Below are 12847 nucleotides of genomic sequence, written 5' to 3' on the forward strand. Positions count from 1 at the left end.
AATCTATCACAACCAGTAGGTTGTGATTTTTTTGAACAAAATCCTTGCCAAGTAGATTTCTTTATGTTAAACTTGTTCCTGTAGTTGATACAAGAACAGAAAGGGATGTCGTATGATGGATACCAAATTTTCTGTTGCCCTTCATATTCTTACCATGATTAGTGAGAGCAAGGAAGTCCTCAGCTCGCAGGCCTTAGCAGAAAGTGTTGGCACCAATGCCAGTTACATTCGTAAGGTGATTGTACTTCTAAAAAATGCAGGACTCATCACTTCGCAGCAAGGGCGGTCAGGATACCAGTTAAGCAAGTCACCAAAAGAGATGACCTTATTAGAAATCTATTTTGCCACCCAGGAAGTAGAACACATTAATCTCTTTCAAATTCACCAAAATGCCAATCAGGCCTGTCCAGTTGGTCAGCACATTGAAAATGCCATGTCCCCTATTTTTTCTAAGGTCGAAGAACAACTTGAAAAAGAACTAGGCCAAGAAACCTTGGACAATGTCATTACCAATCTTTACCAATCAGCCAAGCAAAATCGCATCTGACCAAAGTGTCAGATTTTCTAAGAACAACTATTGACTTGTATCTGATACAAGTTGGTAAATAAAAGGAGTAAACCATGAAAGCAGCACAACACACATCTTATAACAAAAACAATATCGTACTTACCCTAACTGACATTGCTAAACCTCAAATCAAACCAAACCAAGTTCTTATCAAAGTGACGGCAGCAGCTGTCAATCCTCTAGACAACATGATTTCTCGTGGAGATGTCAAGATGATTGTCCCTTACAAATTGCCACAAACAGCGGGTAATGAAGTCGTTGGTCTAGTTGCAGAAGTTGGATCAAGTGTGACTAAGTTTGAGGCTGGTGACCGTGTCTTTGGTCGTCTTCCTCTCGATAATATCGGTGCCTTTGCCGAGTATGTAGCGGTTGAGGCTACAGCCCTTGCCAAAGTTCCTGCCTATCTGACGGATGTGGAAGCGGCAGCTGTTCCTCTGACGGCCTTGACTATTATGCAGGCACTTGACCTCATGGGTGCCGAGGCTGGTAAGACCATTTTCATCTCAGGTGGAACTGGCGGTGTCGGTGGTATGGCTATTCCCATTGCCAAAGCCAAGGGTTTGACAGTCATTACCAACGGTGACGGGGCAAATGCAGAGCGGGTATTGGAATTAGGAGCTGACCAGTTTATCGACTACAAGACAGAAGATTACACCCAAATCCTATCCCAAATCGACTATGTCTTGGACACACTTGGCGGTGCAGAAACCGAAAAACAAATGTCGATCATGAAAAAAGGTGGTCACCTGGTTTCCCTCCGTGCCATGCCAAACGGTGCCTTTGCCAAACGCATGAACCTACCAAAATGGAAACAATTCCTGTTTGGTCAAGTGGGCCGCAAGTTTGACAAGATGGCGGAAAGCTACGGTGTGCATTACCATTTCATCTTTGTAGAAAGCAATGGCCAACAGTTGCAAGAAGTAGCAGACATTTTCAGCAAACTAGAAATCAAGCCGTCTATCGACACCGTTTACCCATTTGAAGAAGTCAACGCAGCCTTGGACAAGGTCGCAAACGGTCGCTCACGTGGAAAAACTGTCCTCAGTTTTGAATAGTAGGAGTACTTATGTCTTATATCACAACCAAAAATCAATACATTACTGTCGCAGGCAATCAGATTGCCTACCGTGAACTAGGCAAGGGCCAGTCCAAACTGCCTCTGGTCATGCTGGTCCACTTGGCCGCAACCCTGGACAACTGGGATCCCAAATTGCTGGATTTACTGGCTACAAAAGAGCACATCATCGTCCTAGACCTTCCTGGTGTGGGAGCCAGTCAAGGCAAGGTGGCATCTACGATTCCGGGAATGGCAGAGCAGGCTCATGCTATTATCAAGGCCTTGGGGCATACAAAAATTAACCTGTTAGGTCTTTCTATGGGTGGTTTTATTGCCCAAGAAATCGTTCGTTTTGACAGTCCCTTGGTTAACCGCTTGATTCTGGCAGGAACAGGTCCTCGAGGTGGTCTTGAGGCGGACAAGGTGACAGGAAAAACCTTCCGCTATATGCTGAAGGCTGGTCTAGAGCGGGTGGATCCAAAACGTTACATTTTCTACAACCACGATGAAGCAGGTCGTCTGGAAGCTGAAAAAGTTTTGGGTCGTATGGGTCAAAGAAGGCTTGCTGATGCAGACAAGGCCATGAATGTCCCAGGATTTTTGACCCAGCTGAAGGCTATCAAACGCTGGGGCAGAGAGCCTCAAGATGATATGGCCTTTATCACCCAACCCACCCTTATCGTCAACGGTGACAAGGATATGCAGGTTCCGACTGAAAACTCTTATATCATGCATGAGAAAATCAAAAACAGCCAGCTCATCATCTATCCAAAGGCAGGTCACGGCTCCATCTTCCAAAATGCAGAAGAGTTTTCAAAAGAGTTAATCGCATTTTTGGAGGAATAGTCCCTGTTACTTTTGGCCATACAAGGCCTGCAAGCTTCCTAAAATCACCCCAGCCTGTTCTTGAAAGAGTTGGTTGAGATACTTGTCTTCTTTTTCTTTTGCCTGTATAATAGTCTAAAAACAAAAGGAAATCAAATGAACACGAAAGATTTTTACTGGGTTCGGGAACCCCAAAACTACCAGATTTCAGACCAGGAAATCAGAATCACCACCCAGGCTCACACGGACTTGTGGCAGAAGACCTATTACCATTTTGTCAATGACAATGCGCCCCTGCTCTTGATGGATACGGAGGAAGAGTATTTTTCCTTTACAGTCAAGACAGACTTTTCCAATAGTCATACCCGCTTTGACCAGTGCGGTGTTGTGGTCTATCAGGATTCGGAAAACTGGATCAAGGGCTCTATTGAGTATGAAAATGAGGACTTTCAGCACTTGGGCAGCGTCGTGACCAATCATGGCTATTCCGACTGGGCCACTCAGGAAATTCCTGCCTCCGTCAAGTCCATCTATTACCGTTTGAGCCGACGGGGCAGTGATTTTTGCATCGAAAACTCCAAAGATGGTGTCCATTTTGAGCAGATGCGGATCTGCCACCTGCGCCAAGGCAGCGGTAAGATCCATTTCGGCATCTATGCCTGCTCGCCAGAAGACTCTTCCTTTGAAGCCGTCTTTTCGGAAATGAGTTTGAAAGACTGCAAATGGCTGGCCCATGATGGCCAGCAGCCGGATTAGAACCGAAAAAGTACACTAGGAAAAAACATACCTAGTGTATTTTTGTCTTCCGATGTTTTTTACAACCTCAACAAAGAAAGTTTTGTAATTCAAGTTCAATTTGTTGACAAAAAAAGTCTTAGGATATATACTGATAACCAAGGATAATAAAAATCCTAAGAAAAGAGGTTAACAATATGACAAACGTAGTATTACTCGGCGGAAACGGCTATATCGGTCGCAATGTAACGGAAAAATGGCTCAAAGAAGATCCGAATGCAGTCTTCTATGTCATTTCACGCTCTGGCAAGAACCAGCTTACCAACTCCCGCATCTATAATTTTGCGGCGGATGTGTCAGACTACAAGGCAGTGGCAGCCATCCTGCCAGACCAGGTTGATTACATCGTGGATTTTGTCGGTCGTCCAGAAAGCGACCCAGCCACCTTTGAAGCGGTCAATGACAAGCCTGCTCAGGTTATGTTGCAGCTTGCCAAGGACAAGCAAGTCAAGGCTATGGGCTTTATCGGCGGTCTTTTGGGACCAAAATCCTTCCTAGACGGCAAAAAACGCATCGCAGACCAACTCCGTGCCAGCGACATTCGCACCGAAGTGGTTGAGCCAACCGTTGTCTATGGTAATGGCCGCAGCGATGCCCTCGCTAAACTCGTTCCCGTCTTCAAATTCTTTGGTCTTTTCATGAAAAATATGAAACCAGTCTTGGTAACCGAGGTGGCAGACGAGCTGGTTTCAAAACTGGTGAAATAAATGCCTATTGAACGTGTTCGTATCAGTCAGGAAATTGCAGCACCACTCGATTAAGTCTTTACCTGGTTTTACCAATCCGAGAACTTTACAGCCTCCTCCATTGTTTTTCGCTCTGCTTGGCTGGGGAAAAGCCGATGGACAAAAGGCTCCCAGCGTGATATCATCATGATAGCAGGATGGTATCGAGAAGAGATTACCGCCGTCAGCCCCAACCACTTGATTTCTTATAAGGTCAATCGCTCCTTTCCAGCTGTCCGTCAGGATTTCACGGAGATTGCTTTTGAAAAAATAGCAGAGCAAAGAACCAGGGTCACTTGGACCATTGAGATTGAGGTCCCCAGCCTATTTGGTCAAAAATGGCTCAATGCTTTGGCGGGAAAGATGGCAGCTACCCTTTACCAAACGATTTTACAAGCAGGTCAAAAAGAATTGGAGAAGTCATGAAATTAAACAAAAGCTTTGAACAAGCCACCTATGTTCTCACCATGTTGGCCTTGCAGGAGGGGCATGTGCCGGTCAAAAGCCATGTCCTCAGTCAGGTCTTGCAGGTTTCGGACTCTTATTTGAAAAAAATCTTGATGAAACTGTCCAAAGCAGGACTCATTTCCTCCAATGCCAGTAAAACGGGCGGCTACCAGTTGGCACAGCCTGTCGAGGCCATCAGCCTTAAGGATGTCTTCTTTGCCTTGGAGTTGCAGGCGGATGTCCTGGATTTTAAGCATATGGCCCATCAAATCTATGACGATGAGGCCCATGTTCGTCAGGTCGAAGATCTGGTCAAAACTACCTTGGAAGCGGGCTTGACCGCCTTTTACAGCCAGTTAGATGGCCTGAAAATTTCCGACTTACTACAGAAAGAGGCCTACCAAAGCGGGGCTATTGACTGGAATGAGAGAGTTAAGTGAGAGTGGGACAGAAATCGGTAATTTCAAAGAAATTCAATGTCGTCAACAAGTCTTTATTTCAAGTTGTTGAGCTAAAACGAATAAAATTGAGTTTGGGACAAAAGTAGTTCCAAACTCAATTTTTTTTACATTTTCTCCCTCACCTTGGCAGAAACTGTCATAATTGTGGCGCGCATTGTCATGACGCGAAATGGTAACTTGCTCTATAATAGACTCATCAAATAAAACAAATGAGGTTTAAAACATGTCAAACAAAAAAATTATTTTATACTTAACAAAAATCAGAAATAGCGATATTATAGTTTTATGACAAAAGAACTGACGTCCTCCCAAATCGAGGAATTAAAACAGGCCCTTAAAAGTCATAACCACCCGTGAAAACGGGTGGCTTGTACACCGGCTATAAGCCGTTTCTCTCCAGCGACGTCTAAAGACGTTCGCTGAACTTCGTTCAGGTTAGTGCTATAATTACTTGACTAATGCCCGTAACAACGGGCTTTTATCTCGTTCTAAAACTGCCATCTGAAAATGGATCTTCTACGGTACTTAGGTGTGAAAACTATGTGATATTTGCACATCCATTTAGTATGTGATAAACTGTAACTGGTTTTAGCCATTTCTTTTTCCTGATATAATCTAACCTGAACAATTAGATTATATCAGGAAAAAGAAATGGAAGCTCAAAGCCTTAGCAGCCACCAGCATAGCTGGTGGTTTTATTGTTTTTCTCTACGAGAAAAACTGGCTCGAAGCCATAATAAAAATAATGCTCCGCATCATAGAAAAATACAGGCACTCATTCTTTATTCTGAATGCCATAATTTAACATCCGTAGCTAAATCAGTAGGTTTTGTCCATCAGACAGTCCGAAACTTATTGAATCGCTATCTAAGTGGTGGCTTAGAAGCCCTCTTAAAGGAAAATCGTGGTGGTCGCCGCCGCTCCTATATGACGCATGAGGAGGAAGAAGATTTCCTTAAAGAGCAACTCTCTTCTTCTTTGAATGGAGAATTTGTTACCGTTAACTCCCTCTTTAAAGCCTATCAAGAGAGAGTTGGGCACAAGACAACCCGAGAAGGTTTCTATGCTCTCCTGAAACGTCATGGTTGGCGTAAAGTTAGCCCACGTCCCCAACATCCGAAAAAAGCAGACGCTGAAACCATTTTAGCGTCTAAAAATAAAATCTTTATTCGAGGAGAGAAAAGTAAGCGCTTTAATAATGAGAAAGAATATCAAAAAATCCGCCTTATGTACCAAGATGAGGCGGGTTTTGGGCGTATCCGCAAACTTGGTTCGTGTTGGACTCCAAAAGGTTATCGTCCTCACGTAGCAAGTCACCACATTCGTGAATACCGATATTGTTATGGAGTTGTGGATGCCCATACAGGCGACTCATTTTTCATCATAGCAGGCGGATGTAATAGTGATTGGATGAATGAATTTTTACGCCAGCTATCAGCAGCTTATCCAGAAGATTATATTATTTTAGTCATGGATAATGCCATCTGGCATAAATCTCAGACCTTAAATATCCCTAAGAATATTGAATTTACCTTCATTCCACCCTACACACCTGAAATGAATCCTATTGAGCAAGTCTGGGCTGAGATTCGTAAACTTGGATTCAAGAATAAAGTATTTAGGACCTTAAATGAGGTAATTGATAAACTTGAAGAGGTTATTCAAACCTTAACTGCTTATCAACTCAAATCAATTGTACATAGAGACTGGACTTCCGCTATTTTTGATTTTAAATAAGTATTAGTATATAACTATATAGTGATTGCGGGCTAATTTAATACATCTTATAGACAAATCTAAATTAGCTGGGCATTTTTCTCCCAGCTAAATTTAGAAATTAGCCTTTATCTTCAAAATACTCCCGTACCTTAGGCGCTACCTCTTGGCCATAAATTCTAATGGCTTCCAAAGTGTCCTCATGGGGCATTGAACCAACAGGCAAATGCATCATAAAACGATCGAGCTGTAAATCCTCTACTATTTTGATAATCTTGTTAGCGACTGTCTGAGCATCCCCGACAAACATGGCACCATTTTCACCGATTGAATTCAAATAATCATCATAGGTTAATTCTTTCCAGAATGGTCGGTCCTTACTGATATTATCAACCAACTGTTTGGTTGGATGGAAGTAGTCGCGTTCAGCTTGTTCCTTATCCTTGGCTAACCATCCCCAAGAGTGAGCCGCCACCGTCATCTTGGAAACATCATGACCGTGCAGACGTCCGATTTGTTTATACATTTTGACTAATTGGCGGAAATTTTTAGGATTGCCACCGATGATAGCGTAGACAATAGGAAGGCCCAGCTCAGCAATTTTTTGCGTAGAGTGAGGGCTTCCGCCAGTCGCTACTTGAATAGGGAAGTCCTCTTGAACAGCACGAGGATAGACAGGGCGATTGTTGACGGTTTGTGTATGTCTTCCCGACCAATTCAGCTTGGTTGTTTTTTTGATTTCTAGGAGCATGGCCAATTTCTCATCAAACAATTCATCGTAATCTGCCAAATCATAGCCAAATAAAGGGAATGATTCGATGAAGGAACCGCGTCCAGCCATGATTTCTGCTCGACCCTTGGAAAGGGCATCAATAGTCGCATATTGCTGGTAGACCCGGACCGGATCAATAGATGACAGGATGGTAACCGCACTTGATAAGCGGATATGTCTGGTAGTGACAGCACCAGCAGCCAAAACAATCTCAGGTGCCGAAATCGCGAAATCTTCACGATGGTGTTCTCCGATGGCATAGATATCTAAGCCCACCTGATCAGCAAGCTCAATTTCTTCTACCAAATTGCGAATGCGTTTATCGTGTGGAATAGGTTGTCCTGTTTTCTCCAATGGGGTTGTTTCGCCGAAGGTTGAAATTCCTAATTCAATCATAGTAATTCTCCTTTTCGTTTTTAACAATATATCACTAATTAGTAATAAATTCTATTTTTTTGCTCAGAAGCATTTTTATCGTGCTTAATCACTAGGTTGTAGTAGTATTTTTGCTTGAAAAAACACTTTGTCAGGGAAGCTACTTTTTGTAAACAAGCAGATGAACAACGAATTCTGGCTTACTAGTGGTTGAAATGTTATAATACCATCTGATTGTCTAATTTATCGATCAGAGTTAATCTCTTTAGATATGGAGTTATGTATGACAGAGACATTTATTTCACTGACAATTATTACTCTTTTGGCAGCTCTGACCCCCATGCTGGTCCGCTTGATTCCTAAGCAAGTGGTACCTGAGCCGGTCATTTTGATTGCTGCTGGAGCTATACTGGGGCCTAATGTTCTCGATATTATCAATTCGGACAATGAAGCGCTTAAACTTTTGTCTGATCTGGGATGTGCCTTTCTCTTTCTACTTGCGGGCTATGAGATTGATCCTAAGGTCATCACCGGCAAAGAAGGTAAGAAAGGCCTTTCAACTTGGGTGGTAACTTTTGTAATTGGTCTGGTTGTGGCTTTCATTATGCCTGATATTGCTTCGGGTAAGCAAGGTTTGATTGCTACGGCTTTATTGTTTACAACAACAGCCCTAGGAACTCTCATGCCGATTTTAGAAGAACGCAGCTTAACTGGAACCCATATAGGAAATCTGGTCATTGCCTACGGAACATGGGGAGAAGTAGCGACAGTTATAGCTATGGCTATTTTGTTATCTGCCCGCAGCACTTGGCAGACAGCAGCTATTTTAGGTGGCTTACTGCTAATTTGCATCTGGTTGGCAGGCTTGGGAAATCGAGCTGTTCAGCGAGGTGGAGCTCTTTATAATTTCTTAAAATCAAAAGCTGATACCAAAGCGCAAATGACCGTCCGCATTACTATTCTTCTGATGATTGTATTAGTAGCCTTCTCATCAATATTTGATTTAGATATTGTACTGGGAGCTTTTGCGGCTGGCTTTGTGCTACGTTTTGTTATTCCCGAAAGCAGCCACATGTTGGAGAAGAAGCTCAATGGTCTTGCCCACGGTTTTCTGATACCCCTCTTTTTTGTCATTTCGGGTTGCGGTATCAATCTATTAGCAGTAGCAGAGCGCCCCATGCTCTTGTTAATGTTTATTCTGGCCTTGGTCTTGATTCGTACGATTCCAATTGTCATATCCCTATCCTTGGAAAAAGACCCGCAGGAGCGGCTGTCTCTGCACAATCGTTTTTCGGTTGCCTTTTATTGCACAACAGCTCTACCTCTCATTGTCGGGATTACCGGTATCGCTGTTCATGATGACTTTATGTCTAGCGAAGTCGCATCAGTGCTCATTGCTGCGGGAGCTATCAGCGTCTTTCTCATGCCCTATCTCGGTGCCCTAACCTATAGAGTTGTTGACGCTGAGCCTTTCGGTGCTTTTAGAGAAATCTTTCAATCACCAAGAGACCTATCTACCATCGTCCACAAGCATTTAGAGCAGGAAAGAGTGCGTGCTAAACAGTATCAAGATTATACAGCAGCGAAAATTGCTTGGAGCATAGATGCTATTGAAGATCAGAAAGAACGCGAAGAGTTGTTAGATCTTTTGCGCAGTCAGCGGCAGGAAGTCCAGAATTTTCACGATGAACAGTTGGAGAGACGAAAGGATCTTTATAATCAACACAAAGAAGCCGCACAAGCACTTTATCAGAAATATCATGACGATGCCCTACCAGATGATTATCTTTATAGACTACTAGGTAAGCAGTATTATCAAAGAGAAGATTATTGATTCTATTCCTCTAGATAAAGCCGTTTGGAGATCTTAATATCTTTTCATAAAACTTGAAAGATATCCTACGAATCAGTATAATAGGAATGTTGATCATCAACTTTCTGTTACTAAAGCAGAAATATCAAAATAGGGAGGGAAGAAATTGATTACTATTAATTTGGTAGTCAGTTGAAAATAACGATTATGGCAATTTTAGTACTTGGAGGAGCTGGATACATCGGTTCTCATATGGTTGATCGCTTGGTTGAGCAAGGTGAGGAGAAGGTTATTGTTGTGGATAGTCTGGTCACAGGTCATCGTGCAGCGGTCCATCCAGAGGCTGTTTTTTATCAAGGGGACTTAGCGGATAAAGTTTTTATGAGGCAGGTACTTACTGAGAATTCTGATATTGATGCTATCATCCATTTTGCAGCCTATTCACTGGTTGCAGAATCCATGGAAAATCCTCTTAAGTATTTTGATAATAATACAGTTGGTATGATTAACTTGCTAGAGGTTATGAATGAATTTGAGATTAAAAATATAGTTTTTTCATCAACCGCTGCAACTTATGGTATTCCTGCTGAAATTCCAATTAAGGAAACAACTCCTCAACATCCTATCAATCCTTATGGTGAAAGTAAGCTCATGATGGAGACTATTATGCACTGGGCGGATCAGGCTTATGGTATCAAGTTTGTTCCTTTGCGTTACTTTAATGTTGCTGGTGCTAAACCAGATGGTTCCATCGGTGAAGACCATGGTCCTGAAACTCACCTCTTACCGATTATCTTACAAGTAGCACAGGGTCTGCGCGATAAGATTATGATTTTTGGAGATGACTATAAGACACCTGACGGCACTAACGTACGTGACTATGTCCATCCCTTTGATTTGGCAGATGCCCATCTGCTGGCAGTTAATTATCTGCGTCAGGGTAACCCATCCACTGCTTTCAACCTCGGATCATCAACGGGATTTTCAAACCTTCAGATTTTAGAAGCAGCTCGCAAAGTCACCGGTAAGGAAATTCCAGCTGAGAAAGCTGACCGCCGACCAGGTGATCCAGACATCTTGATTGCCAGCTCGGAAAAAGCCCGCCGCGTGCTAGGATGGCAACCACAATATGACGACATCGAAAAAATAATCGCATCAGCCTGGGCTTGGCATTCTAACCATGCTAAGGGCTATGATGATAGAGGTAAATAAAAAGAAAAGAGCAGCGAGCCCTACCAAAACATTTAAATTTATTACTATTCTTTAATTTTTATTCAGCACTTTCCTCTTGATGTTAACCTGTTATAAATATAGTAAAGCTTACCTAGGCTAAAAGTTGTTTTCTTTGATTGGTTATGGAGACATAATAACTTTTGCTGTGCGACCGTTGTGAGAGCAGCTGCCTTCAATTTTTAATTAATCATCTCACTGACAGACTTCAAGATAGTTGATATTAGATTAAGTGACTGACAGCATCAAATTCCGTCAGGCCACATATCTGATTATACATACCACCATGAGCGCAATAATTTAAGGCAGATTCAGTAATTTGAGAACTAATGACAATGTGTTCAAATTCAAATCTATTTGAGACTGTCATTCGCAAAAACTCGAATTTAGCCTTGTCCATTTTCTTACTTTACTTCCTTGTAATACAATTTGAATTTGAAAAGAGTTAATTTTGTCAACGCCTTTATGATATCTGAAAAAGCAAAATCAAGGAGACCTGACATAACAAAATGCCCAGACTCTAGAGTCTGGGCATTTTGTTGATATAAAAGTTTTTCGTTTAATTACTTCCAGAATTTAGCAGCAATCTCTTGCCCTTGTTTGATTTTAGCCCATTGTTGCGGAATAGCCAACTCATTTCCTGAGTCACAAGAAGCAAAGCCGCACTGGTGAGAAAGCAAGAGACGGTCTTTTGGAATGATTTTGCTGGCTTCTTCCAGAAGCGTGTAAACCCGCTCTTCATCATCCAAGTCAGTTGTTTTACTTGAAAGAAGTCCCAGAACAACTTCAGCATCTTTATCTTTCAACGTTTCCAAGGCTTTCAAATCACCAGCGCGCTCATCATCCCATTCAAGGAAGAAGCGGTCATAATGCTGATCACCGAGGAATTTCTTAGCGATAGCTTCATAGGTACCGCCAGAGGCATGGCGGCTTTCGTAATTGCCACGACAGTTGTGTGTCCAGACTTTCAGTCCCAATTCATGACCAAAATCAGTCACTTCATTGTTGATTTGGATAAATTCATCGGCCAAGTCAGCCAGATTAGCATTGCCTTCTGCAAAGAAAGAGTCGGCGTTTGATTCATCAAAAAGTTCCCAGAGGCAGTCGTCAAATTGAATGATTTTACCACCAGCCTCTTTGTACTCTCTCAAGAATTCTTTATAGGCTTTAATCAAGCCAGCTTTGAGTTCTTCCTTGGTTTTGTAAACCTGACCATCACCATACAAACCATCAAAAATTGCTAATTCAGTATAAGCATGTGCGGGTCCCCAAATAGTAAGCTTGGTCTCTGTATCTCCAGCCTCCTCTTTCAAAAGACGATAAATATCTAAGAAATGATGGTTTTTACTAGAAAGAGGCTCGGTAATGCGAATACCAATGTCCTTACGTGTTTCAAAATGCCCACCATCGTGGTCTTTGAAGGTATAGCCATGATCGGCAATGTAGCGTTCAATACCTTTGAAACCCCAGATGAAATCAAGGTGCCACATTGATTTAGAATATTCACCGTCTGTTAAAATATCAATGCCGTTGGCTTTTTGATCAGCTATAACTTTTTTGATGTCTGCTGTCTCAGTTTCATGGTAACCAGGGAAGCTATCATAGAAAGGGTACTGAATATCATCGCGGTGCTCAATTTGATTTTTATAATCAAGTAAATCCGCGGGGCGCAGAAGTGAACCAACTAGTTGAAACTTTGACTGTGTCATAATAAGTCCTCCTTTTAATGGATGTCCTTATTTTATCTTAATCAATGTATTTTGAAAAATAGTTATTTTAGAGACAGAGATATAGTTTAAAACTATATCTCTTGTTTTGAAATTGCCCATTGTTTGTAATTGATAAAAAGTAAATGGGCTGGAATTGAAGGAAATACTTACTTCTCTAATATAGGTAATTAACTGGTAGTCCCGCAAAGAGCGGTGAATACTAAGTCTTTGAGCGTAGCCATTAATCAGATAATGAGGACTTCTGAGTTGGGCAATACTAGTGATAAGGATAATCAGATCAATAATTAATATTAAATTTGAGCGCAATAAGGTAGAGAAACCATTTATTGGGCT

Annotated in this window: 12 protein-coding genes and 1 pseudogene; 10 read left to right on the forward strand and 3 right to left on the reverse strand. The window is 42.0% G+C overall.

What is annotated here, in order from left to right; translation table 11 throughout:
• The first annotated feature begins 115 nt into the window (after window positions 1-115).
• From ACFOSE_RS00165 to ACFOSE_RS00195, 7 genes are all read left to right on the forward strand, one after another.
• Window positions 116-547, forward strand: coding sequence for an Rrf2 family transcriptional regulator (locus ACFOSE_RS00165; RefSeq protein ID WP_380429040.1), 432 nt, complete (start codon window positions 116-118; stop codon window positions 545-547).
• A 74-nt stretch (window positions 548-621) separates the two neighbouring features.
• Window positions 622-1623: an NADP-dependent oxidoreductase gene (locus ACFOSE_RS00170; RefSeq protein WP_380428975.1), complete on the forward strand. Its 1002-nt coding sequence runs from the start codon at window positions 622-624 to the stop codon at window positions 1621-1623.
• Between the two features lie 11 nt (window positions 1624-1634).
• Window positions 1635-2471 carry an alpha/beta fold hydrolase gene (locus ACFOSE_RS00175; protein ID WP_380428977.1) on the forward strand — a complete coding sequence of 279 codons (837 nt, stop codon included), beginning with the start codon at window positions 1635-1637 and terminating at the stop codon, window positions 2469-2471.
• Window positions 2472-2606: 135 nt separating this feature from the next.
• Entirely contained in the window at window positions 2607-3206 is a 600-nt protein-coding gene (locus tag ACFOSE_RS00180; RefSeq protein ID WP_380428980.1) for a DUF1349 domain-containing protein, read from the forward strand.
• 176 nt (window positions 3207-3382) lie between these two features.
• Complete coding sequence (locus ACFOSE_RS00185) at window positions 3383-3952, forward strand: NAD-dependent epimerase/dehydratase family protein (RefSeq protein ID WP_380428982.1); 570 nt, start codon at window positions 3383-3385, stop codon at window positions 3950-3952.
• A gap of 99 nt (window positions 3953-4051) precedes the next feature.
• Entirely contained in the window at window positions 4052-4396 is a 345-nt protein-coding gene (locus ACFOSE_RS00190) for an SRPBCC family protein (RefSeq protein ID WP_380429043.1), read from the forward strand.
• A complete protein-coding gene (locus ACFOSE_RS00195) occupies window positions 4393-4857 on the forward strand; it encodes an RrF2 family transcriptional regulator (RefSeq protein WP_380428985.1) in 465 nt (154 codons plus the stop codon). Before ACFOSE_RS00190 ends, ACFOSE_RS00195 begins: the two co-directional genes overlap by 4 nt.
• Before the next feature lie 521 nt (window positions 4858-5378).
• On the opposite strand, the pseudogene ACFOSE_RS00200 reads toward ACFOSE_RS00195, so the two are convergent.
• Window positions 5379-5474 (reverse strand): annotated as a pseudogene (locus ACFOSE_RS00200) (IS200/IS605 family transposase); the annotation flags it as partial.
• 55 nt (window positions 5475-5529) lie between these two features.
• Between ACFOSE_RS00200 and ACFOSE_RS00205 the strand changes: the two are divergent.
• Window positions 5530-6615, forward strand: a complete 1086-nt coding sequence (locus ACFOSE_RS00205; RefSeq protein ID WP_380428986.1) for an IS630 family transposase — start codon at window positions 5530-5532, stop codon at window positions 6613-6615.
• 100 nt (window positions 6616-6715) lie between these two features.
• Here ACFOSE_RS00205 and ACFOSE_RS00210 read toward each other — a convergent pair whose 3' ends face one another.
• Entirely contained in the window at window positions 6716-7762 is a 1047-nt protein-coding gene (locus ACFOSE_RS00210; protein ID WP_380428989.1) for an LLM class flavin-dependent oxidoreductase, read from the reverse strand.
• Window positions 7763-8024: 262 nt separating this feature from the next.
• On the opposite strand from ACFOSE_RS00210, the gene ACFOSE_RS00215 reads away from it, so the two are divergent.
• Together ACFOSE_RS00215 and galE are read left to right on the forward strand one after the other, a co-directional pair.
• Window positions 8025-9575 carry a cation:proton antiporter gene (locus ACFOSE_RS00215; RefSeq protein ID WP_380428992.1) on the forward strand — a complete coding sequence of 517 codons (1551 nt, stop codon included), beginning with the start codon at window positions 8025-8027 and terminating at the stop codon, window positions 9573-9575.
• A 186-nt stretch (window positions 9576-9761) separates the two neighbouring features.
• Window positions 9762-10766, forward strand: coding sequence for a UDP-glucose 4-epimerase GalE (galE, locus tag ACFOSE_RS00220; protein ID WP_380428994.1), 1005 nt, complete (start codon window positions 9762-9764; stop codon window positions 10764-10766).
• A gap of 581 nt (window positions 10767-11347) precedes the next feature.
• Here galE and ACFOSE_RS00225 read toward each other — a convergent pair.
• A complete protein-coding gene (locus ACFOSE_RS00225) occupies window positions 11348-12493 on the reverse strand; it encodes a cobalamin-independent methionine synthase II family protein (RefSeq protein WP_380428997.1) in 1146 nt (381 codons plus the stop codon).
• Window positions 12494-12847: the final 354 nt, after the last annotated feature.

The organism is Streptococcus dentapri (assembly GCF_042649885.1).
GTDB lineage: Bacteria > Bacillota > Bacilli > Lactobacillales > Streptococcaceae > Streptococcus > Streptococcus dentapri.

Bases quoted from the DNA above. Each gene is read 5' to 3' on its own strand.
- ACFOSE_RS00215 (WP_380428992.1), top strand. From the start codon at position 8,025: ATGACAGAGACATTTATTTCACTGACAATTATTACTCTTTTGGCAGCT.
- ACFOSE_RS00175 (WP_380428977.1), top strand. From the start codon at position 1,635: ATGTCTTATATCACAACCAAAAATCAATACATTACTGTCGCAGGCAAT.
- ACFOSE_RS00170 (WP_380428975.1), top strand. From the start codon at position 622: ATGAAAGCAGCACAACACACATCTTATAACAAAAACAATATCGTACTT.
- ACFOSE_RS00185 (WP_380428982.1), top strand. From the start codon at position 3,383: ATGACAAACGTAGTATTACTCGGCGGAAACGGCTATATCGGTCGCAAT.
- ACFOSE_RS00195 (WP_380428985.1), top strand. From the start codon at position 4,393: ATGAAATTAAACAAAAGCTTTGAACAAGCCACCTATGTTCTCACCATG.
- ACFOSE_RS00165 (WP_380429040.1), top strand. From the start codon at position 116: ATGGATACCAAATTTTCTGTTGCCCTTCATATTCTTACCATGATTAGT.
- ACFOSE_RS00180 (WP_380428980.1), top strand. From the start codon at position 2,607: ATGAACACGAAAGATTTTTACTGGGTTCGGGAACCCCAAAACTACCAG.
- ACFOSE_RS00210 (WP_380428989.1), bottom strand. From the start codon at position 7,762: ATGATTGAATTAGGAATTTCAACCTTCGGCGAAACAACCCCATTGGAG.
- ACFOSE_RS00205 (WP_380428986.1), top strand. From the start codon at position 5,530: ATGGAAGCTCAAAGCCTTAGCAGCCACCAGCATAGCTGGTGGTTTTAT.
- galE (WP_380428994.1), top strand. From the start codon at position 9,762: ATGGCAATTTTAGTACTTGGAGGAGCTGGATACATCGGTTCTCATATG.
- ACFOSE_RS00225 (WP_380428997.1), bottom strand. From the start codon at position 12,493: ATGACACAGTCAAAGTTTCAACTAGTTGGTTCACTTCTGCGCCCCGCG.